21 protein-coding genes and 1 tRNA gene are annotated in these 21,528 nt (G+C 63.7%); 11 read left to right on the top strand and 11 right to left on the bottom strand.

The genetic code is table 11. The features are described 5' to 3' along the window. Window positions 1-6 precede the first annotated feature (6 nt). Window positions 7-972, bottom strand: coding sequence for a hypothetical protein (locus MCUHO_RS11755; RefSeq protein ID WP_067078570.1), 966 nt, complete (start codon window positions 970-972; stop codon window positions 7-9). A gap of 218 nt (window positions 973-1,190) precedes the next feature. Here MCUHO_RS11755 and MCUHO_RS11750 point away from each other — a divergent pair, with 218 nt between their 5' ends. Then, complete coding sequence (locus MCUHO_RS11750) at window positions 1,191-1,937, top strand: DUF128 domain-containing protein (protein ID WP_067078567.1); 747 nt, start codon at window positions 1,191-1,193, stop codon at window positions 1,935-1,937. Here MCUHO_RS11750 and MCUHO_RS11745 read toward each other — a convergent pair. Further along, window positions 1,931-2,722 carry a TrmB family transcriptional regulator gene (locus MCUHO_RS11745; protein WP_067078564.1) on the bottom strand — a complete coding sequence of 264 codons (792 nt, stop codon included), beginning with the start codon at window positions 2,720-2,722 and terminating at the stop codon, window positions 1,931-1,933. The two genes, MCUHO_RS11750 and MCUHO_RS11745, sit on opposite strands and share 7 nt — an antisense overlap. A 91-nt stretch (window positions 2,723-2,813) precedes the next feature. Here MCUHO_RS11745 and MCUHO_RS11740 point away from each other — a divergent pair, with 91 nt between their 5' ends. Then, window positions 2,814-4,067 carry a COG1361 S-layer family protein gene (locus MCUHO_RS11740; protein ID WP_235808262.1) on the top strand — a complete coding sequence of 418 codons (1,254 nt, stop codon included), beginning with the start codon at window positions 2,814-2,816 and terminating at the stop codon, window positions 4,065-4,067. Continuing rightward, window positions 4,064-4,786, top strand: coding sequence for a glucose-6-phosphate isomerase family protein (locus MCUHO_RS11735; protein ID WP_067078560.1), 723 nt, complete (start codon window positions 4,064-4,066; stop codon window positions 4,784-4,786). Before MCUHO_RS11740 ends, MCUHO_RS11735 begins: the two co-directional genes overlap by 4 nt. Window positions 4,787-5,352: 566 nt before the next feature. On the opposite strand, the gene MCUHO_RS11730 is transcribed toward MCUHO_RS11735, so the two are convergent. Continuing rightward, window positions 5,353-6,387: an ATP-binding protein gene (locus tag MCUHO_RS11730; protein WP_067078557.1), complete on the bottom strand. Its 1,035-nt coding sequence runs from the start codon at window positions 6,385-6,387 to the stop codon at window positions 5,353-5,355. A gap of 49 nt (window positions 6,388-6,436) precedes the next feature. Here MCUHO_RS11730 and MCUHO_RS11725 point away from each other — a divergent pair, with 49 nt between their 5' ends. The 3 genes from MCUHO_RS11725 to thiL are packed head-to-tail and all read left to right on the top strand — an operon-like array spanning window position 6,437 to window position 10,102. Continuing rightward, entirely contained in the window at window positions 6,437-7,294 is an 858-nt protein-coding gene (locus MCUHO_RS11725) for a serine/threonine-protein kinase RIO2 (RefSeq protein WP_067078554.1), read from the top strand. Then, on the top strand, window positions 7,291-9,243 hold the full coding sequence (locus MCUHO_RS11720; RefSeq protein ID WP_067078552.1) for a DUF460 domain-containing protein: 1,953 nt from the start codon (window positions 7,291-7,293) through the stop codon (window positions 9,241-9,243). Before MCUHO_RS11725 ends, MCUHO_RS11720 begins: the two co-directional genes overlap by 4 nt. Further along, a complete protein-coding gene (gene thiL / locus MCUHO_RS11715) occupies window positions 9,236-10,102 on the top strand; it encodes a thiamine-phosphate kinase (RefSeq protein WP_067078550.1) in 867 nt (288 codons plus the stop codon). The genes MCUHO_RS11720 and thiL overlap by 8 nt, the downstream gene beginning before the upstream one ends. On the opposite strand, the gene MCUHO_RS11710 is transcribed toward thiL, so the two are convergent. Next, window positions 10,099-10,884, bottom strand: a complete 786-nt coding sequence (locus MCUHO_RS11710) for a YhfC family intramembrane metalloprotease (protein WP_067078547.1) — start codon at window positions 10,882-10,884, stop codon at window positions 10,099-10,101. The genes thiL and MCUHO_RS11710 overlap by 4 nt on opposite strands. 68 nt (window positions 10,885-10,952) lie before the next feature. Here MCUHO_RS11710 and MCUHO_RS11705 point away from each other — a divergent pair, with 68 nt between their 5' ends. After that, the gene (locus MCUHO_RS11705; RefSeq protein ID WP_067078545.1) at window positions 10,953-12,059 is read left to right on the top strand and encodes an acyltransferase family protein; all 1,107 of its coding nucleotides are present in this window, start codon (window positions 10,953-10,955) and stop codon (window positions 12,057-12,059) included. On the opposite strand, the gene MCUHO_RS11700 is transcribed toward MCUHO_RS11705, so the two are convergent. Continuing rightward, on the bottom strand, window positions 12,031-12,501 hold the full coding sequence (locus MCUHO_RS11700; protein WP_067078543.1) for a C-GCAxxG-C-C family protein: 471 nt from the start codon (window positions 12,499-12,501) through the stop codon (window positions 12,031-12,033). The two genes, MCUHO_RS11705 and MCUHO_RS11700, sit on opposite strands and share 29 nt — an antisense overlap. Window positions 12,502-12,636: 135 nt before the next feature. Here MCUHO_RS11700 and MCUHO_RS11695 point away from each other — a divergent pair, with 135 nt between their 5' ends. Together MCUHO_RS11695 and MCUHO_RS11690 are read left to right on the top strand one after the other, a co-directional pair. Beyond that, window positions 12,637-13,806: a WD40 repeat domain-containing protein gene (locus MCUHO_RS11695; protein WP_067078541.1), complete on the top strand. Its 1,170-nt coding sequence runs from the start codon at window positions 12,637-12,639 to the stop codon at window positions 13,804-13,806. A gap of 192 nt (window positions 13,807-13,998) precedes the next feature. Beyond that, complete coding sequence (locus MCUHO_RS11690; protein ID WP_084386005.1) at window positions 13,999-15,780, top strand: CotH kinase family protein; 1,782 nt, start codon at window positions 13,999-14,001, stop codon at window positions 15,778-15,780. 370 nt (window positions 15,781-16,150) lie between these two features. On the opposite strand, the gene MCUHO_RS11685 is transcribed toward MCUHO_RS11690, so the two are convergent. From MCUHO_RS11685 to MCUHO_RS11670, 4 genes are all read right to left on the bottom strand, one after another. After that, a tRNA-Ala gene (locus MCUHO_RS11685) sits at window positions 16,151-16,222 on the bottom strand. A gap of 12 nt (window positions 16,223-16,234) precedes the next feature. Beyond that, window positions 16,235-17,248, bottom strand: a complete 1,014-nt coding sequence (locus MCUHO_RS11680) for a transcription initiation factor IIB (protein ID WP_011843316.1) — start codon at window positions 17,246-17,248, stop codon at window positions 16,235-16,237. Between the two features lie 338 nt (window positions 17,249-17,586). Then, window positions 17,587-18,231 carry a histidinol phosphate phosphatase domain-containing protein gene (locus MCUHO_RS11675; protein ID WP_048112705.1) on the bottom strand — a complete coding sequence of 215 codons (645 nt, stop codon included), beginning with the start codon at window positions 18,229-18,231 and terminating at the stop codon, window positions 17,587-17,589. A gap of 5 nt (window positions 18,232-18,236) precedes the next feature. Continuing rightward, entirely contained in the window at window positions 18,237-18,509 is a 273-nt protein-coding gene (locus MCUHO_RS11670) for a signal recognition particle subunit SRP19/SEC65 family protein (protein WP_067078537.1), read from the bottom strand. Window positions 18,510-18,562: 53 nt separating this feature from the next. On the opposite strand from MCUHO_RS11670, the gene hypB reads away from it, so the two are divergent. Further along, window positions 18,563-19,210 (top strand): hydrogenase nickel incorporation protein HypB, encoded by a 648-nt coding sequence (gene hypB, locus MCUHO_RS11665; protein ID WP_067078908.1) that lies wholly within the window; start codon window positions 18,563-18,565, stop codon window positions 19,208-19,210. Window positions 19,211-19,314: 104 nt separating this feature from the next. After that, window positions 19,315-19,692, top strand: a complete 378-nt coding sequence (locus tag MCUHO_RS11660) for a 30S ribosomal protein S8e (protein WP_067078535.1) — start codon at window positions 19,315-19,317, stop codon at window positions 19,690-19,692. Window positions 19,693-19,707: 15 nt separating this feature from the next. Here the strand turns inward: MCUHO_RS11660 and MCUHO_RS11655 are convergent, their stop codons facing one another. Continuing rightward, window positions 19,708-20,046, bottom strand: a complete 339-nt coding sequence (locus MCUHO_RS11655; RefSeq protein WP_067078533.1) for a DsrE family protein — start codon at window positions 20,044-20,046, stop codon at window positions 19,708-19,710. After that, window positions 20,043-21,482, bottom strand: a complete 1,440-nt coding sequence (locus tag MCUHO_RS11650; RefSeq protein WP_067078531.1) for a bifunctional metallophosphatase/5'-nucleotidase — start codon at window positions 21,480-21,482, stop codon at window positions 20,043-20,045. Before MCUHO_RS11650 ends, MCUHO_RS11655 begins: the two co-directional genes overlap by 4 nt. Window positions 21,483-21,528: the final 46 nt, after the last annotated feature.

Here is a 21,528-nt window from a genome sequence, read left to right as displayed (position 1 = left end):
CTTCACCTACAGCAGTTCGACGCCTTCGTCCATCGGCATCGAGAGAACCTCGCCGGTGAACCCGTTGACCTCGACGATCTTGCTCCCGCCCCGCACCTGCCAGACCGGCACATAGACGGCCTCGATGTCGATGGTGATGTTGTTCCGGTCGGGTTTGAGGGTCTTCTCCTCGTAGAAGATGGCATCGCCCTTCTCGTAGCGGAACCGCACCCTCTGGGTGAGACGGTCGATGACGTCCCGCACCAGTTGCTCCTCCACGTCCTCCCGCACGAGCCGGGTGGAGACGATCTCTGATCCGAACGGAACCGGGCCCCGCTCGATCTCGTCGGGGTTGATCTCCATCTTCAGGCCGTTGATGGCGTTGACCGCCCCGGCACCCTCGGCGTCGAAAGAGACCAGTCGATCTTTCACCTCGCGCTCGCCGGTGCTCACGTAGCGGTAGTTCCAGTACGGGATGAACCGGCACTTCGCCGTCCCGTGTATTCCGGCGATGCCGCAGGCACGCTGCTCGGAGACCTGCACCGGGAGGTGGGGCAACTCCGGCCCATCCAGCGGCTCTTCCTTCACCGCGGCAGGAGAGGCCTCGATCTGCCCCCGGCGGGCAGCCCGGACCGGCCGGGGAAGATCCAGGATCAGGTTCTGTCCGAGCACCTCCGCGAGCGCAGCCCTGCCTGCGTAGCGGACGAACTCGTCCGGCCCCCACCGGATGCAGTCCTCCGTCTGCACCGCCGAATCGAGGGTGAAGAGCAATTTCCTGCAGACCCAGTCGTCTTCACCGGTGCGCAGGCGATAGATCATCGAATCGAAGCTCTCAATCGTCTCCGGATCGTCCGAGCAGAGCACCACCAGGGCATCCTCGTTCCCGATCGCGGAGAGATCCAGCGGGTCGCCGACCTCCTCAACGTCGTAGGAGGCCGCGGCAAGGATCCGCTTCAGCACGTTCCGGGCTTTTTCCCGAGTCCCACTCTCCATTCATCTAACAATACCACAGGGAGATAGAACAAGTTTTCCCTTCGAGAGGGCGGCCGCGGGCAGCAGTGGAGCAGGGCGTTTGACGGGGAAGATTCAAAATGCGTAACGCCGGGTGAACGAAAGGCGGCAGAAGGCCGGTGCCGCCCCGCGCTTCTGCCGGCCGAATCCGTTGAATCCGAAGGCAACACTTTTTCTCCTGCAATGCAAGAGATCTGATAATGCATGCTCCCCTGAAGTTCACCAACCACCGCATCGAGGAGTACGCGCTCAAGGTGACCTACCGCCCGGAGGACGACACGGGGAAGATCATCTACAACCTCTCGCTCATCGAGAGCCGCGACCTCGAGTTCACGCTCTCCGTCATGAAAGAGGCGCACAAACGGGGCATCACCATCAGCGACCGGCTCCTGGTCGCCGGGCCGGGGGAGCAGGTCGGCGGCTACACCGTGCCGGATGGTCGGCACGCCATCTGCACGATGTGCAGCATCACGCTCGACGCTCTTCTCCTCCAGCGCGGCATCCCGGCGAGCCCGATCGGGGGCGGGATCGTCGAGGTCGACGGGAGGGTTGCGCAGCGGTTCACGAGCATGATCCTCTACCGCGACACCACGCTCGACCCTCTCGAAGTTCTCATCTCCCAGGAGGCAACGTCGATCCTCGACGTCATGAACCACGGGAAGGGCAACATCCTCGCAAACATCAGAGAGTGCCACATGGAGGCCGAGCAACTCCTGGGTGAGGTGCTCGACGAACTTGCGGCCATAGGGTTCTCCGGCATCCTCGACGTCGGCGCCCCGAACGTCCCCCTGCTCGGTGTCCCGGTGAGCCCGCAGTACATAGGCGTGGCGATGGTCGGGGGCACGAACGCGATGGCGGCCGTCAGGGAGACCGGGCGTCCGGTCGTGACCCGGGCGCTCAAAGGGTTGATCGATGTCCAGGCAATGGGCTACCTGGACGATTACTGAACCGCAGCCTTTGCCCATTCCATGACGGTGGCGATGTGCCGCCGCACGAAGAGGGCGAGCCCCGCGGACTCCGAATAGAGGGCGGAGGGCTGACCGTCGGCCCCTTCCATCCAGAGCAGCGCCCGTGTGTCGTCCACTAAAAAGACGCCGGACCTATCGTACGGCAGCAGTTTCTCCGCAAGGATCGGGGTCTTGCAGAGCGTGGCGAGAGGGAGAATATGAAGATGGAACCGGGAAGGCCGCTCGCCGGCCCAGCGGTCGGTGACGATCTCGACCGGCACGGAGTCCGGAACGGGATCGAGCAGTGGCAGCACTTTCTGCCGGATGAGATCCTCCGTCGCGAGCAACTCCACGCTCCGCTCCGCACTCCGAAACATTTCTGCGAGACGAGTCCGGATATTCTCCTCGCCGTAGATCGTCCAGACCAGTTCGTGGCCGCCCGGGCCTTCCAGTTCCTTCTCCCGGTAAAAGACGTCGAGGGCCTCCCGGGCGCTCTCTGCGTCGCTCTCGATCCGGCGCATCAGGTTCTCGACGCCCTGGTCGGGGGCAACGGCGTCGAAGCGTTTGGGTGTCGTGTGCGAGACGCTGACCAGCTCCTTCTGGACGAGCCGGTCGAGGACCGGGTAGACGGATGCGCGCGGCACGCCGGAGATCTCGTGAACTTCCGTTGCGGTCGCGCCCACCGTTCTGAGAAGCCCGATATATACAAGGGCTTCATACTTTGTAAGTCCCAGTGATTTGAGGGATTCGAGGAGGGGGGTTGGAACGTCCCGGGGAGCCTTCATTCCATCATGTATATATACGGTTCAGCAATAAATGTTGTTGCTACTATAACAACAAGGTGAAGAGATGCGTTGGCAATACTTACCCGTACTGATGCTCCTGTTGGCACTCCTGGCTGCGCCGGGGGCTGCGCAAGGCGTCAAGTATCTCTATGGAAGCCCTGATCTGTCGGCAACGATTTCCGGCACCAACCAGTTTGCACCGGGTGCCGAGACCCAGATTGCGGTTATCATATCCAACAGCGGCCTGAATACCGTCAAGATCGCCACCCCGGCGATTCCCGCCGATGACCAGCCGAACACCGCAAAACTGGTCACCGTAGCACTCGAGAGCACCGATACACCGTTCACCGTCAAGACGGATCCCCAGTTCCTGAGCGACATTGCGGGCGGAGCCTCCGCAACCGCAACGTTCGATGTGAAGATCGCGGACTCCGCGGAGCCGGGCAACTACGTGCTGCCGCTCGAGGTGACCTACACCTACCTGCAGGATGCGGAAGATTATGGCGACCTCCTCCGCAACAACTACCTGAAGAAGACCGTGACCCTGCCGCTCACTGTGCGGGTCACGCCCGACCTCCAGGTCGAGATCCTTGACGTCCACTCCGAGTCGCTGAACGTCGGCACGGAGGGCTACGTCTACATGACCCTGAAGAACATCGGCCACGACACGGCGAACAAGGCGGTCGCGATGGTCACGAGAAGCGGTGCGAGCCCGCTCATCCCCACCGACGGCAACTCCTACATCGGAACCTTCGACCCGGGCGAGACGGTCGACGTGAAGTTCAAGGTCTCGGTCGCCGACACCGCCGAGCCTAAGTCCTACCCGCTGGACGTCGCGGTCACCTACGAGGACTACGAGGGCAAGACAGTCACCTCCCGCCCGGCGACGTTCGGCCTTCCCGTAGGCGGCAAGATCGCCTTCGAGGTCGTCTCGCCTCCGTCGACCCTCTACCTGGGTCAGAAGAGCATCCTTGAAGTCGTGTACAGGAACTCCGGGGCGGCAACAGTCTACAACGCACAGGCCCGGATCAGCGCAGTCGACCCCTTCACCAGCAGCGACGACACCGCCTTCCTCGGCGACCTCGCCCCGGGCGAGACCGCGACGGCACGGTTCGAGGTGAACGTCGACGGTGCCGGCACCGAGAAGGAGTACGGGATCGACTCCGAGATCCGCTACCGCGACGACCTCGACAACAGCAAGATATCGGACACCATGAAGGTTCGGGTCGCGCTTGAGCAGAGGCCGGGCACGCTCTTCACCAATCCGGTCTTCCTCATCGCCGTTCTGGCCGTCATCATCGGAGCAGGGTATTATATATTCGTGTACCGTAAGAAACAGAGATGAACGGGTACTGGGACGGATCTAAACCGGAGCCGCAGGTACGGACAATCGAGGAGATGCGGGATGTTCTCGCAGATCCCGGCTGCACCTCCGATCAGCCCCTCTATTTTATGTACCGGGATCTCGCGAAAGGCGAGAGCGACCGGGAGTGGCTCCGGCAGCACCACGTTCGCTACGATATCACCGTTATCCCTTCCCGGACACTCTGCGGGGAGTACGTCAAGACGAAGGGCCACTACCATACCGAGAACCCGGCAGGAGAACTCTACCCGGAGATCTACGAGGTGCTCGAGGGGACGGGGCACTATCTCCTCCAGACCCGCGATGCCGACGATGTGGTGATGATCGAGGCCACCACCGGCGACAAGATCCTGATCCCGCCGGGTTACGGCCACGTGACGATCAACCCCGGCAGTGAGGATCTCGTGATGGCGAACCTCGTCTCGTCGGAGTTTTCGAGCAACTACGGCCCCTACGCAGACCTGAAGGGAGCCGCATACTACGAGATGGAGGGCGGAGCGCTGGTGAAGAACCCCCGCTACCCCGACGCATCCCCGGTGCGCTACTGCAACCCGGTGGAGGTTCCGGAACTCGGGATCGAGAAAGAGACCGGGCTCTACGATCTCGTCGGACGGCCGCGATCGGTGGCGTTCTTAAACCATCCCGAGCAGTTCATGGAGATCTTCGCCGAAGTGACCGGCGGATGTCTCGCGATGCGGTAGAGGCCGAGGGCAGAGTCTCAGCCGGCACTAAAATCCAGTTTTTTTGCCACGTTATGTAATCTATACACGAATTTCCACTGGCTTGTGCATCTTCAACCAGCCGTCGGTTCAAGACATTTGGTTTTCTCCTGCTCCTGCCCCCGCACCCAATGGTGCTCAAACTCCGTTTCTTCGGTATGTCGCACCTTCGGCCAGCCGCTAGTCCAATATCTTCCGTCTTCTCCAGCGATGTCCCCATGGGACATCGCCTATCGCCACGCACTGCCCGCCCCCATGAGGGGGCGGAACGACGCTCCGCTAGGAGCGGAGTTGAAGCACCGCAGGTGCGAATGAGGAGCGCGAAGCGCGGGCGGTGGGGGTCAAAGGTAGAGCCTTACAGGGTAGAGACAGGGGAGGGGGGCTCGCCCCCCTCCCCGTCAGCCCCTCGCACCTAACGGTGCTCGTGCTCCTGCCCTTCAGCCAGTCGCACTCCCCCAATGGCGATAGCCCCACGGTCCACCGTACCAGGCGGTTTCATCGTCTGGACTGTTCCGCTCCATACCATAAATGAGTGCATCCAGTCTCTGTCAACCACCTTTCCGAACCTCATCAAGCACCTGGCACGTCCGGCAGATCTTCCCGCACGGCTTCGCACCTTCGCACCTCCGGTGCTCAAACTCCGTTCCTGAAGGAACGTCGTTCTTCGGTGCTCGTGCTCCCGCCGTTCCGGCAGTCGCATCTCGCACCTCCCGGTGCTCAAGCTCCTGCCGTTCCGGCAGTCGCTCACCACACCTCTCGCAAACCCCGAACCCCATCTTCTCCCCCTCGGGTCTCTCCGTCCCCCGGAGGGCCTCGCCGAGGTTCACGAGGGAGTACTTCGTCGCCGGGTGGCGGTAGGTGTAGTCGTCGAGGATGCCCCGGACGTCGCCCCGGAGAGCGTCGCCCGCGTAGGGGCAGCCCGCAAGGTCGAACCCCTCGACGTGGAGGAAGGCATACAACGCCACCTCCCGCTCCGGGATGTACATGAACGGCTTGATCCGCGGAACCATCCCCTCCGTCTCCCGCACGGGGCGGGTGAGCCGGTCGGCATCCCCCCGGAGAGCGTTCATCAGCACCGACTGCGCCTCGTCGTCCAGGTTGAACCCGTAGGCAAACTTCGTGACGCCGTGTTCCCGGGCAATCCGGTTCATCAGCGCCCGCCGGAGCACCCCGCAGTAGGAGCAGGAGAGCCCCGTGCCCTTCCGGCCCACGATCTCATCGAGCGTGATCCCGTATTCGTCGGCAAACGTTGCCGTCACCCAGGGGACGCCCATGCTCTCGGCGATCGTCCGGGCCTGGGCCGGATCGCGGTAGCCGGATATCCCCTCGTCCACCGTGATCGCCATCAGCCGGACGTCCCGGCGCTCGCCGAGGAGCCGGTGGAGGAAGAAGAGGACAGCGCTCGAGTCCTTGCCCCCCGAGAGCGCCACCGCCACCGTATCGCCCGACTCGATCCAGCGGTGCTCCCGGATCGCCCGCTTCGCCTTCGCCTCGAAATCCCGGTTGAAGTGCTGCTCGCAGAGGTGCAGCCCCGAGTATCGCTGGAAAAGAATCGCGTCGCGGCGGCATTTGCTGCACTTCATACTTTCTCGATCATCCTTTTATCACCGGGCCACATAAATGGTGTAGAAGATGCCTGTTCCTGCAGAATATGTGCGATCCCTGCACGCCTACGAACTCCGGATCCTGCTCGCCCTCGAACGTCTCATGCGCCGGTACCAGTGGGTGCCGCTCGAGGTGCTCAAGTCGGCCACCAGGTTCTCGGAGTCCGAGCTCTCCTACCGCCTGGGCAGGCTGATGGCCATGGATATGGTCCGGTACGAGAAGACCCCTTATGAGGGGTACGCGCTCGTCTTCAACGGCTACGACAGCCTGGCCCTCCATTCCCTCACCCGCCGGGGCACCATCCAGGCGCTCGGGACGCAGATCGGGGTCGGGAAGGAGTCGGAGGTCTACGAGGCGATGGGCCTCGGCGTCGTGGTGCTCAAGTTCCACCGGGTCGGACAGCGATCGTTCCAGTCCGCCCGCGTAAAGCGCGGCTACATGCCGGAGACCGGGCACTGCCCCTGGATCTTCGCTTCGAGCAACTCGGCGAAGATGGAGTACGACGCTCTAAAGGCCCTCCATCCTGCCGTCTCGGTGCCGCTCCCGATCGACCAGAACCGGCACGTCGTGGCGATGTCGTTCATTCCAGGCGTCAACCTCTCCCGGGCGACCCTCGAAGAGCCCCGGCCGGTTCTCGACGAGATCCTCGAGAACATCCATGAAGCCTACCGCCTCGGGATCGTCCATGGCGACCTGAGCGAGTTCAACGTCATGGTCGACGAGGGACAGTGCTGGCTGATCGACTGGCCGCAGTGGGTGGAGACCGCTCACCCGAACGCCGGCGAGATCCTCAACCGCGACATCGAGAACATCCTCCAGTACTTCAAACGAAAATACGGCATCGAATACGCCTTCGACGAAGCACTGGCCAGGGTGGTGGGGTGAAGGTTTTCGGGATCGACATCATCAAAGGCTCGGTTCGTTCCCGTACCCGCCGGCCGGTCTACGCCCTCGCCCGGGTGGAGGACGGCGATGTCCAGGGCGTCGAGGAGGTGACCGGGTTCCGGCTCCAGCGCCTCCTTGCCGCCGAAGAGCCCGATATCCTCGCGGTGGACAGCCTCCAGGAGATCGCCGCCGACCAGCGCGAACTCCACGCATTCCTCCAGTCGCTCCCACCCACCACAAAACTCGTCCAGGTGACCGGCGGCGAGCGCACAGAGAGCCTCGGGAAGGTCGCGGCACGCTACAACATCAGTTTCAACAAGTTCGACCCCTACGCCGAGGCACGGACCACCGCCCGGGTGGCCGCGCTCGGGGCGGGCGTCGAGGTGATCGCGTTCGAGAACACCACCGATATCGTGGTGAGCAGGCACCGCTCGCCGGGCCGGGGCGGGTGGAGCCAGAACCGTTACGCGAGAAAGATCCACGGCGGCGTGATGCAGAAGGCCCGGGAGATCGAGGGGCGGCTCCGGGGCGCCGGACTCGACTACGAGAAGAAAGAGACGAAGGCCTTCGGCGGTTACTCAAGGGTCGCCTTCCGGGTCAAGGCTCCCCGGGAGATGGTTCCGGTCCACTCCTCCCGCGGCGCCGACGTCCAGGTGCGGGTGGCAGGAAGGCAGCTCGACCGGATACGGTTCGAACCCCTCTCCGGCCGCCCCCGCTACCTGATCGTCGGGCTCGACCCGGGGACGACCACCGGCATCGCGGCCGTGAACCTCGACGGCAATCTGGTTCTTCTATCGAGCTCGCGGCAGATGACGATGTCCGATATCGTCGAAGAACTCTACCGTGCGGGAAAACCACTCATCGTCGCCTCCGATGTCCAGCAGATGCCCTACTCGGTCGAGAAGATCCGGCGGGCGTTCAACGCCATTCCCTACACCCCGAAGCAGTCGCTCTCGGTGGAGGCGAAATACGACCTGACCGCCCCGTTCTCCTACACGAACGACCACGAGCGCGACGCACTCTCGGCGGCGCTGGACGCCTACCGGAGTCTTCAGAACAAGTTTCGGAACATCGCAAAGAGAGTGGGGCCGGGGTTCGACCTCGACGAGGTCCGGGCGCGGGTACTCCGGGGCCAGCCGCTCGACACCGTCCTTGCAGACCTGCAGGGGGTTCCGGCGGCAAAGAAGGAGGAGGCACCAGCGGTGGAGGCCGAGCCGGAGCGGCCGGTCGAGGACGAGCGGGTGATGGCGCTCGACGGGATGGTGAAAAGGCTCCGCAGTTACGTCCAGGAACTGCAGGAGGAACTCCGGGAACGCGATCGGGATCTGGAGCGGCTGCGTCAGGACGTGCGCCGGGCACGCTCCGCGACCGAGCGCAAGATTCGTCTGGACGCGGAAATGGCGGCGAAGGACGCGGCCATAGAGAGCCTGCGCGAGCAGCTCCGGGGCGAGCGGCGGCGATCCCGGCGGCTGAAGAAACGCCTGGAACGGATGCAGAAGGTCGCGAACCTCGAGGTCTCGGAGGACTACACCCCGCTCAAGGTGCTCGACTCCCTCACCCGTGAAGCGGTGCGGGCTCTCCAGGAGGAGATCGGCATCGCCGAAGGGGACGTCCTCTACGTCCCGCGGACTCACGGCTGGGGCCGCGGTGTGGTGAAGGACCTCGCGGGAACAGGGGTGCGGGCGCTGGTCGTCGGCGGTGAGCCGCCCGACCCGCACCTGATCCGGGTCGCCCGCGAGATCGATCTCCCCCTCCTCCCCGCGGAGGCTGTCGGGCCGGATATTCGCGGCAGAACCGGCGCAGCGCTGACCGGTACCCTCGATGAGGCGACCGCGGAGTGGAAGGAGGAGCAGAAGGAGTTCCGGCGCGAGCAGGAGGCCGAACGGGTCGAGTACCTCTTCAAGGAGTACCGGAGCGAGCGGGAGAAGGAGGTGCGCCGCGGTGGATGAACGGAGCCTGCACCGGCTGATCGGAACGATCATCGACCCGGAGCGGCTCGAGGACGACTGTGCCGTCATCCCCTGCGGCGACCGTCTCATGGTCGCAAGCACCGATATGCTCCACGAGACGACCGATTTCCCGGCCGGGATGACCGACTGGCAGATTGGGTGGATGGCGACGGCGGTGACGCTCTCGGATGTCGCGAGCATGGGCGCGGCGCCGGGCGAGGTGCTCCTCGCGGTCGGCCTCGACCGTCCGGAACGCCTCTCCGGGATCATGGAGGGCGCCCGGGACTGCTGCACCGCGTTCGGCGCCGAACTCGTGGGCGGCGATCTCGACGCCCACCGGGAACTGACGATCGTGAGCACGGGGCTCGGGCTCGTCGCCCCGGAGCACCTCGTCCGGAGGCGGGGAGCGCGGCCGGGCGACGTCGTTGCGGTCACAGGATCGCTCGGGGAAGCGCAGGCAGCCCTGAACGGCCATGATCGGCACATGAGGGAACTCCTCGAACCGCAGCCCCGCGTGAAGGAGGGGCAGGCGCTCGGCCGTGCCGGGGTCTCGGCGATGATGGACATCTCCGACGGCCTTGCACTCTCGCTTCATGACCTTCTTTCCGTGAACGACTGCGGTTTCTCGATCGATACCGCCCGCCTCCCGCTCCCGGCAGGCGTCCCGGAGAGGGAAGGGCGGGACCTCGCGCTCTACGGCGGGGGAGACTTCGAACTCCTCTTTACCGCTCCTCCCGGCATCCTTCCGGTTCCGGGGGTTACTGCGCACGTCATCGGCGAGGTCATACCGGAGCGGGTCGTTCTCACGGACGGAAAACCGCTCGAACGCCGGGGATACCTGCACAAGTGGCAGGGCTAGGCTGCCGCCCTTACCCCCATCCTTCGCCACTCCCAGAGGATATACGCGAGAGCGAGCACCGCAGAGACGAATACCACCGCCTCGGTCACCAGGATCCCCTGCGTCTGCGCGAGGTAGACGGCAGCGGCATCCACGGCGGCGTGCCAGATGACGGCAAGGGCGAGGAGCGTTTTTCTCCCGTAGACGACGGCGGCGAGCACCATCAGCGACCAGGCGATGTGCAGGGTGATCGTCATCATCCGCTCGGCGAGACCGGGGAGGATATCGAGCGGCGTGAGCGCCCGGAGAGCGTCTATCTCCGCCTGGACGGCGGGATCGTCGGGCAGGGGGATCGCTCCACCGTCGCCGATGAGAAGGATGTAGGAGACCATGCTCGTGAGCACCAGGAGCGCGACGAAGATGCTCTCGACGCCGCCCCACCCGACCCCGAACTGGAGACCGGTCTCCCGGGTGAGGGGGATCTCCCGCCGCCGGAAGTAGTAGCGGTAGACGAGGTAGCGCCCGACCTCCTCGAATAGCCCCGCCATGAGACCGAGGTAGACGGCGAGGCCGGCAAGGGCCACGGTTACCCCGGACGGCAGCAGCGCGAAGTAGAGTGGGTTCTGCGTCACGAGGACAAGCGGCGCGTGGACGATCTGCACGGCGATGAAGAAGAGGGCGCCGAGGGCGAAGATTCGCCACGGGACCCCGAACCTTCTCACGATCCAGTAGCCGAGCGCGAGCGGGATGGCGATCTCGAGAAGGATAACGACAGCGAACGTGGCGACGACGAGCGGATCCATTGGAGAGAATATTTTGACTAAATATTTAACGATTGTCACTGTACAGTGAGGAAAGGATCCCGATAGCCATGAAAAGAGAGCACCCGGGGGCGGTCACCGAAGGTGGGAGCATTCCAGGGGGCCGGTTCTCGAACAACTTCGACTTCCTGCGATTCGCGGCGGCGGCGATGATCGTCTTCGCGCACGCCTACGCCCTCAGGCTCGGCTACGTCGGGATAGGGATGTACGACCCGGTCACACTCGTGGCACAGGGAGGGCTCGCCGCTCTCCTCGTCACCAGCGGCTACCTGATCGCTATGAGCTGGGAGTCGACCGCATCGCCGCTCCAGTTTGCCTGGAAACGACTCCTCCGGGTGATTCCAGCCCTCGTCGTCGCGATCTTCGTCACGCTCTTCGTCATCGGCCCGCTGATGACGTCGCTTCCCCCGGGGGATTACTTCGCCGCCCTCTTCTCCCCGGCAGCGTTCTTTACCGCCCCCTATTTTGAAGACGGATCGGTGATAGGCCTCTTCCAGGGCAATCCGTGGACTTACGTCAACGGGTCGCTCTGGACGATACCCGTCGAGGTTTTCATGTACGGGGTCGTCGCGGCCCTCGGGATCGCCGGGTTCCTGCACCGATGGGGCGCCATCGCCGCCCTCGCCGCCGTAAACATCCTGGTCTGGATGTACTGGTTCGACGATCCCCGGATGGCGAAGGTCAGATTCACCCTCTACTTCCTCATCGGGGCGTTCCTCTACCTCCACCGCCATCGCATCGCCTACCGGCCGGTCATCGCCGGGGGGCTGCTCCTGCTGCTCGGGTTCTCGGCCATGACGCCCTACCTGACCGTCGCCGGGGTGATCGCCATCCCCTACCTCACCATCTACGCCGCGCACCTGCCGATCCCGTACTTGAGCACCTTCGGGAGAGCAGGAGACTTCTCCTACGGCGTCTACATCTACCACTACCCGGTTCAGCAGGCACTTATCCAGGTCACGGCAAACGCGCTCCTTCTCCCGGCGCTCTTCGGGCTCTCGTTCGCCGTGACGTTTGCTCTCGCGTTCCTCTCCTGGCACCTCGTCGAGAAGCGGGCTCTCGCAGCAAAGAGCCTCGGTGCCGACGACCTGCGGCGGAGACTCAGGCTCCCGTCCCTGCCGGAGTCCCTCACCGCGTGGTGGATTGCCCGGAAGTGACGGGCGCGAGAACCTCTTCTAGGATCTCGACCGCATCTCTGACACAGCGGGGGCAGATCGTCCGGGTGAGGTTCTCTTCGCGTGCCCGGGCAAACCCTTCGCCGGTCGAGAGATCGCACCCGAGAAGCCCGGTGCAGGAGACGGTGCCGTTCTTCTCGACAAAACGGGTGACGAACTCCCGGGTGATGTCATAGGTCAGGTCTTTCGCCTCTTTCTCTTCGGGGCCGGTGCTCCCGAACAGGAGCCCGATGGCGATGACCGCCCCCGAGACCGCTCCGCACATGCCATCGGTACGCGCCACCCCGGCGCCGAACCCCGTGGCTATCCCGAGGACGACCTCTTCGGGAACCCCGGCATCTTTCGCAAAGACCGAACTGACCGCCTGTGCACAGTTGTAGCCTTGCATGAAGCGGGAGACCGCCTCGTCCGCCCTGGTATCCATATAATTCACCTGACGGGAGATTGCGCGCCGTGGGTATTCAAACTTCCGCGGCAGAACCCGATACCGGAATGGTTTAAGAACCCACCCGAGAAAGTAGGTGTATTCCGGGAATCCTTTCCCGGGCAGGGATAAACCATGAAAAGAACTGCACTGATCATCGCCCTGCTCGTTGCCCTGATTCCGGCAGCGGCCGGGGCGGAGACCTCCTACCACGGCGTATCGACGGGAGGCATCGTCAACGACGTTGCGATAACCGCCGACGGGAGGTATATGGTCGCGGGGACGGGCGACGGGGGGATCGTCTGCCTGCACCGGGACGGCACCGTTCTCTGGAACGCGAGTGCTCCGGATGCGGTGACCGCGGTTGCCGTCGCCGGGGACTACATTGCCGCCGGAACCGGGGGGGGCGACGTGCTCCTCTTCGACGGTAACGGCGGCCGCTACTGGACCAAGAGCGTCGCAGGATCCGTTCGCGACCTTGCTTTCGCGGGTGACGGGCGGTCGCTCGCGGTGGCGGGCGATCGCATCATCCTCTTCACCAACCTCGGGAAGGAGGAGTGGAACCGTGCCATGCAGCCGGGGGCCCGTTCCGGGGAGACCCCGCCGCACGCAACGTCCGTCGCGTTCACCAGCGACGGCAAATTCATCGTCACCGGGAGCAGCAACGGCGCCATCCTCTTCATGAACAGGGACGGGAACCTGGTCTGGGAGGGCCTCGCCCGGGATGCCGTCACCGCGGTTGACGCCTCCCGCGACGGGTCGGTCGTCGCCGCCGGGGCCCGGGATCGCGCCCTCCAGGTTTACGGCCGGTCAGGGGGCCTCCCCTGGGCGCTCCCCACCGGAGCGCCGATCCTCGCGCTCGCGCTCTCGGGTGACGGGAAGTTCGTGGTCGTCGGCAAGGAGGGTGGCGACGTGGAGTGCTACCGGCCGAACGACGCCCTCATCTGGAAGAACCGGACGGCAAGCAACGTCCCCGCCGTGGACGTCTCCCGGCGGGGGGAGGCCGTCGCGGCCGGGAACGCGGGCGGAACCGTGTACCTCTGGAACGGCAACGGCAACCCGCGCTGGACGTTCGACGCCGGCGCCCCCGTCAGTGCGGTCGCCCTCTCGGAAAAAGGAGACTACCTCGCAGCGGGCGCGGGTGAGCGGGCCTTCATCTTCCGGACGGCCGACGAACCGGTGACGGCGGCGGAAGAGACGGAGAGCGCCACGACGGCCCCGACCGAGGCCGGCGGGGCGGGTGCGCTCATCGGGCTCCTCGCCGTCGCTGCCGCGGGCGCCGCGGGTCGTCTCCGGCGGCGGTGAGACGGGAGAACGGGGAATATCCCCGTTCTCCCTGCAGTTTTTACATAGACGTTCACCTCGGGTGGCATTGAGGAACAGCGTGACGGCCCCATCTGCCATGGCTGTCGGCATGGGTGATCGCGTACCCGGTGCTGCTTCGCTCGCTCCCCCACCGGGGAACCTTAATGCCATCTGACGGCATGACTGCCCGCCATGACGATGGAATCTACTACCCGGGCTGCGACCAGCATGCTCATCGTGCTGTCTCTGGCAGCCTCCGTCATACCCCCGGCAGCGGGACAGGAGAACGTGAGCAGCCCGGATTCCGGCGTGCAGGACCTGTACCTCTTCATGGGCTGGAAGGATCTCGTCGAGTTGTATACCCGCGGAGATGCATCCGATGAACGGCTGGACGGTTACGTGCGGCTCTCTCCCGACGGCGAGGATATCGAACTGGAGGGAGTGCGGTTCCGGGGCACTTCTTCACGAGAGTTGCCGAAGAAATCGTTCAACATCCGGTTTGACGAATCACAGGAGTTCATCTTCGGCAGCACCGATATGAACCTGAAAGCCACCTACACCGATCCCACGATGATGCGGGAGAGGCTGTCGATGGATCTCTTCCACGCTCTCGGGCAGCCGGCACCGAGGACGAAGTACTTCGACCTGTACATCAACGGCGTCTATGAAGGCCTGTACATCCACGTGGAGCGGGTCGACGGCGATCTGCTCGCAAGCAACGGCCTGAACCCCGCAGGGACACTGGTCGCCGACGACTTCCGGGGCCATTACTATCTCGTGCCGGAGATCAATCGCCTCTCGGTCTTCGGGTATCCCATCGACGAGCAGGACGACCCGGAGGCGTTTCTCGCAGAGACCATGGACAGCCGGGGCGAACCGGACTGGGGAGCGTTCCGTGACCTCATCGCCTGGGTCTACCGGACTCCTGCCGGCCCGGAGTTCGAAGAAGGTTTCATCGAGCGTTTTGACGAGGAGAACTTCATCGACTGGCTGGCTATTCATTACCTCATCGGTGACGTCGACGCGTTCAGCGACGACTACTGGCTCTACCTGGACACCGACAATCCGGATGCGGGGTGGGTGGTCATCCCCTGGGACAAAGATCTGACGTTCGGTTCGCACACCCGGAGAGGCGATACAGTCAACGACTATTTCGGGTATGAGTCGGCGATAGCAAGTAACTGGAACAACGACTTGGTGGAGAAGTTCCTCGAGACCCCCGCGCTCCGTGAGCGGCTCAACCTCCGCATGACGTTCCTGATGGACGAGGTCTTCACCGAAGACTACTATGCCGGGCAGCTCGCTCTCCACACAGAGACGATTGGGGACAGGCTGAATGTCACGCCCGCGGAGGACGCGTTCGCGCTGCACCCGCAGAACCACCACGGCGATCTCGGCTACCTGAGATACCACACCGAAGCGATGCTGGACTTTGTGCGGCTCCGTTACCGGTTCATCGAGAGGGCGATCTCGCCCGGCTCCGGGGAGCCCTATACCGCCTCCGCCGCGGTACCGGCGGAGCCGGGGGAGAGTACCGTCTACTTCACCGACCCCAACGGATGGGTGATTGCAACCTTCGAGGTCTCGGAGGTGAGGGGGCCGGGCACGATCACCGCTACGGTGAACGGGACGCCGGAGAATCCCGGCATCGACCGGCGCTGGGAGTTCGATGCGGGCGACGCTGACGTCAGCGGCGAACTGACCCTCTACTACCGTAACGACGTCGAGTCGTGCTGTTTCCCGGCAGAGAACTGGTTCGTCGGCGACGCGGCGGTGAGGGACGACAACTACTCGCAGTGGGACTTAGAGATGGTTCTCGAGGACGAGACCGGCAACCGGACGGCGCTCGATACCTACGTCAACCCGTACTCGAACAAAGTGTCTGCAGACGTCTCGCTGCGGGGAACGACCCGGTTCGAACTGGTGCTGCCGGATCAGGGGGAGGAGCCGGGGAGGAACTTCACCTGGGGATAGGCGAGGAGCGTCCCGGGCGCAAAGGGGCTACGCCCCTTTCGAAACCCCCGGCGACCTGCGGTCGCCTATGGACAGATGCATCTCGCGAAAATAATAATAAAGAACGGATGGACCCGGCGGGATTTGAACCCGCGGCCTCTCTGTCCCAACCGAAGGGGCCGCGCCCCTCTCGACACCCCCGGCGACCTGCGGTCGCCTATGGACAGATGCATCTCGCGAAAATAATAATAAAGAACGGATGGACCCGGCGGGATTTGAACCCGCGGCCTCTCTGTCCCAACCGAAGGGGCCGCGCCCCTCTCGACACCCCCGGCGACCTGCGGTCGCCTATGGACAGATGCATCTCGCGAAAATAATAATAAAGAACGGATGGACCCGGCGGGATTTGAACCCGCGGCCTCTACGTTGCGAACGTAGCGATCTACCCCTGATCTACGAGCCCGAAGATATGAGATCAGAGTATGATCTCGATATCTAATTTTTCTGCCAGTTCCTTATATCTGTTCCTGATCGTGACCTCGGTCACGCCCGCAACCTCGGCGACTTCGCGCTGGGTGCGCCGCTCTCCGCCGAGGATCGACGAGATGTAAATGGCGGCCGCAGCAACGCCCGTCGGGCCTCTGCCGCTCGTAAGTTCGCGCTCTCCGGCCTGCCGGAGGATCTCGACCGCCCGGCTCTGGACCTCACCCTTCAGGTTCAGGCCCGAGCAGAAGCGCGGTACGTAGTCGATCGGGGACGTCGGCAGGAGCTTTAACCCGAGCTCGCGGGAGATGAACCGGTAGGTGCGGCCGATCTCCTTACGGGATACACGGGATACCTCGGCGATCTCGTCGAGCGTCCTCGGGACGCTGCACTGGCGGCATGCCGCATACAGCGCCGCCGCCGCGACACCCTCGATACTCCGGCCGCGGATCAGGTTCTTGTCCACCGCGTCGCGGTAGACGACCGCGGCGGTCTCGCGCACGTTCCGGGGCAGACCGAGCGCGGAGGCCATCCGGTCCAGTTCCGAGAGCGCGAACGCCAGGTTCCGCTCGGTCGCGTTCGAGACACGGATACGCCGCTGCCACTTCCGGAGCCGGTAGAGCTGGGCGCGGTTCTTGCTCGAGATCGCGCGGCCGTAGGAGTCACGGTTCCGCCAGTCGATCATCGTCGAGAGACCCTTGTCGTGGATCGTGAACGTCATCGGTGCGCCGACACGGGAGCGCTTCATGCGCTGGTCGTGGTCGAATGCACGCCACTCGGGGCCGCGGTCGATGAACTCCTCATCGAGGACGAGACCGCAGTTCTGGCATACGAGTTCCGCGCGCTCGTAGTCGTGGACGAGCTGGCGACTGCCGCACTCGGGGCAGACGGACTGGACGCTCTCTTCGGTGCGCTTCTTCTCCGTCTCCTTGACCTTCTGCTCCCCTCTCTTCTTCAGGGCCTCACGCTGCAACTGCAGCTGTTTTAGTTTTTCTACTTCAGCCATCGATTATACACCTATCTCGCAAAGATCTTCTCGCCAACCTGCACGGAGCAGCCGTTGTAGCAGAGGACTACGGCATAAGGCGATGATATATTCCCAAATATGTCAACGACCTTCCCTACGGGTTTTAACCGGCGATCCACTGCCTCGCCGTAGAGGCGGGGCAACTGAGCAGCATCACATCGCAAGATTAACAAGCGATTGCCGCAAACACTTACAGAACGACCGATTAACCGCAAACTGCAACCTCTAGGGGGTACTATACCCGGGCGTATTTAGTAACATATATATATTAACCACTAGAGTATAAAAAGCTTTTGCTAAATTATAAATACCACATCTCACTTCTGAAGAAGCCGATTAATATCCCGGGAAAGCGCCTCCCGGGATTCCGCCTCCGTCAGCCCCGCGCCGAGCGCGACCGCCCACCGTGCATCCTTTGAGAGCAGATCGGACGGAGCATGCGTATCGGAATCGACCACGAGCCGGCACCCGGCCTCCCGCGCCACCCGGACCACGTGGCCGTTGGTGCGGTTATGCCCCCCTCGCGAGGTGATCTCGAGCGCCACCCCGTGCTCCGCGGCCATCCGCGCATCCTCGATCGCTATGAGTCCGGGGTGGCCGAGCACGTCCACGTACTCACACGTGCATGCCGCGCGGTTGGTTCCCGGGGCGACCGGTTCCACCACCGTCTCGCCGTGCACCACGACGATATCGGCGCCGAACTTCTTCGCATCGCGTGCAAACGCCCCTATCAGGGACGGTGGGACATGAGTGAGTTCCACCCCGACGAGCAGGTTCACGCCGTAGCACCGCGCAGACTCACGGACGCCCTCTACCGCCCCCACCAGGTGCCGGAGGTTCGAGGCGTCCGCGTGGTCGGTGATCGCGAGCGTCTCGTAGCCGAGCACGGCGGCCCGGCGAACCAGCTCGGTCGGGAGGAGTTCGCCGTCGGAGAGGATGGTATGGGTGTGCAGATCATACATCGCAGTCACTTCCGGGCGGCAAGACCGCTTGCAACCTTCCGGATCAGGTCTTCCTTGCTCCCCTCCCATTCCACCACGACCCGGCCTTCGTGCTCGGCCCACCGGGCGGGATGGTGGTGCTCCTCAACCCGGTGCGGAACCTTCATCTTCCGCAGGACTGCCTCGACGGCAGGGATGTCCGGGGACTTCACGCCGATATTTTTAGCAACGCGGCGCCCCTCCCGCCGCTCGAGCGTGGCGTCGAAGTAACAGGGGTACAGGATGCGTTCAGCGCTCATAGTGTATGATCTGGTGGTTAATCTATAAACAGATCATGATCACAGTACATACCATGCATCACATCGACGTCCACGTGGAGAAGGACATCTACGATGTCAACAACCGCCTTGCAGATGCCAACGCAGCCCACCTCAAAGACCACGGCATCCGGGCGTTCGATCTTCTCGGCGCCATCGGGTCGGGGAAGACCGCCACGATCGAGCGGCTGGTGCCGCTTATCCGGAAGCGGGGCCTCCGCGCCGGCGCCATCGCCGGGGACGTCTACGGCGACGACGACTTCAAGCGGATCGTCGCTCTCGACGTTCCGGCCTACAACGCGAACACCGGGAAGGAGTGCCATCTCGACGCCCACCTGGTGGAGCACGCCATCGATCATCTCCCGCTCGACGAGATCGACGTTCTCTTCATCGAGAACGTCGGCAACATGGTCTGCCCGACCGACTTCCGGCTGGGCGCCGAGAAGAGGATCGTCGTCGTCAGCTCGACAGAAGGAGACGACGTGGTGAACAAGCACCCGATGATGTTTCGGAGCAGCAACATCGGCGTCATCAACAAGGTCGACCTCGCCGGGTTCGTCGGCGCCAACCTCGACCGGATGGAGGCGGATATGCGCCGCTACAACCCGGAGATGAAGATCTTCCGGACGAACATGAAGACCGGAGAAGGGCTCGAGGCGTTGCTGGACGCGATCCTCGCGTGATCAGCAGAGTTAAATATCCTGGTCCCGAATAGTTATAGCACTTTAACGAGAGATTGCTACCCCCGATGGGTATTGCGTCCTCAGCAGAGTATATCGGTGGTCACATGCAGTGGCAAGGAAGATCAGTACGGAAGCCGTCGGGCGGACGCTACCACACCTCCCAGGGCAAGAAGAGATCGGAGATCGGAAGAGCTCCGGCAGAGACGCATATCGGTGAAGAGCGCAGGAGAATTATCCGTACCTATGGTGGCAACCAGAAGGTTCGGGCACTCCGGGTAGACTACGCAACGGTCTCGAACCCCACAACCGGCGAGACCAAGAAGGCGAAGATCGAGGCGGTCGAGGCGAACAGCGCCAACCCGAACTACGTCCGGCGGAAACTCCTGACGAAGGGCGCCGTCATCAAGACCGAGATGGGGCGCGCGCGGATCGTCAGCAGACCGAGCCAGGACGGTGTCGTCAACGCCGTCCTGCTCGTATAAGATACCCATCCTTTTTTACGGCCGAAGATACTGCCAGCCTTCTGCCTGTCTGACGACCAGTTCTACGATCGCGGACGGGACGGTTCCAACGTAACCGGGGAAGTCTTTCTCCGACAGGTTCCGGGAACGAAGGGTGTTCTCGCAGACGACGAACCGGACACCCCGATCCGCAAGTTGCGCCATCAGCGCCGCCTGCGGGCTTCCGGTGCGGAGCTCCTCCGCCCCGTCGGCGTGCGCGACCACCTCCACCTCGACACCGGCAAGATCTTCAACGAGGTTCTTTGTGTTCCGCAGCACAAGGGCCGCCTTCTCGCGCTCGTCGAGGTGGATGACGACCCGAACGGAGGGGCTCATATCGCCGTCACGCTCCCGCGGAGTTCGGCGCTGACGGGGCCTTTTGCCAGGTAGCGTTCGAGCGCCTCGATTGCATGAATTTCAAGGTTCTCCCGGTTCCGCCCGTACTTCGGCGGCACGCCCTGGCCGGTGACGAACGCCGCACGGTAGACGGCGTTCGGGTCGAGCCTTCTGCCGCCGGCAAAGAACTCCTGGATCCGCAGGCCAGGCGGATTCTCCAGCTTGCAGTAAATATTGACTCCCATGCACCGCTTCACGTAGCCGCCCATCTGCTGGTAGGGATCGCGCGAAAAAGTCCGTTCCAGGTTCTCCTCCATCATCGCCCTGAGCTCCCGGCCGGTGACCTCGACCGTCGAGACCGGGGGGTTCACCGGTATGATGTCCCAGAGATCGTTCATCGTGACCTCGCCCGGCGGCACCGGGGCGCCGTAGCGCCACCCGTTCGAGAACGCCATCTCCGCGCCCGTGACGTCGATGAGCGCCTGCAGGAGGAGGTTGTCCATCGTGGCCTCAAGAACCGTGTTCCGGTTAAGACCCGTCCGGGTCTCCCCGACGACCCGGGAGAGGTACTCGCGGTGGGGCTCCATGACCCCCTCGACCATCTCCTCGACCTCCGGGTGAGGCCAGACCTCCTCGCCGACGACGATGAGATCGTGGTCGAACCCCTTCACCCGCCGGTTCTCGACCGTAAGGTCGAGCCGCCCGAGGAAGGAGCCGTGGCAACCCGACTGGATGATGACGGTGTCGTTCACGACCGCCGGTTCGAAGAGACGGTTGTGGGTGTGCCCCGAGAGGAGGACGTCGATCCCATCCGTCTCGCGGGCGAGTCGCACCTCCTGCGGAAACCCGAGGTGCGAGATCACCACGACGAGATCCACCCCCTCCTCTTCGCGGAGGTGGGCGATGTGCCCCGGGAGTTCGGCGCTGCCGAGCGAGAAATGGATTCCTTTCGAGAATGAGTCCGGCATCACCTTGTCGACGATGGTTGCGGCGATGCCGATGACGCCTACCGCGAGGTCGTCGGTCTCAGAGACCGTGTACGCGGGAAAGACCAGGTCGCCGGTCGCGTCGTCGTAGCAGTTGTCGGCGAGGACGGGGTAGTCGAGTCTCCCCGCCACGTTCCGGAACTGCTCCGGGCCGTAGGCGAACTCCCAGTGGGCGGTCATGCCGTCGAAGGCGAGAGCGTTCAGGATCGGGACGAGCGCTTCGCCCTCTGATTGGACGGCGGGGTAGGTCCCATGGATGGTGTCGCCGCAGTCGAACGCGAGCACAGTTCCCGGCCGCTCATCACGCGCATCTTGAAGAAGCGTGGCAATCCGGGCATACCCGCCTGCCGTCCGGTACACCGGCGGCCCGGCGGCATAGAAGAGTTCCTGGTGCGGCTCCAGGTACCCGTGCGAGTCGTTCATCTGCAGGAGCGTGAGGTGGTTGGCCATGGGGGGAGGAGGGGGAGATGTGCAGAAAACGTTTGCGTCTCTAGCG

Source organism: Methanoculleus horonobensis (assembly GCF_001602375.1).
GTDB classification, from domain to species: domain Archaea; phylum Halobacteriota; class Methanomicrobia; order Methanomicrobiales; family Methanoculleaceae; genus Methanoculleus; species Methanoculleus horonobensis.
This window is presented reverse-complemented; position numbering and strand designations above follow the sequence as displayed.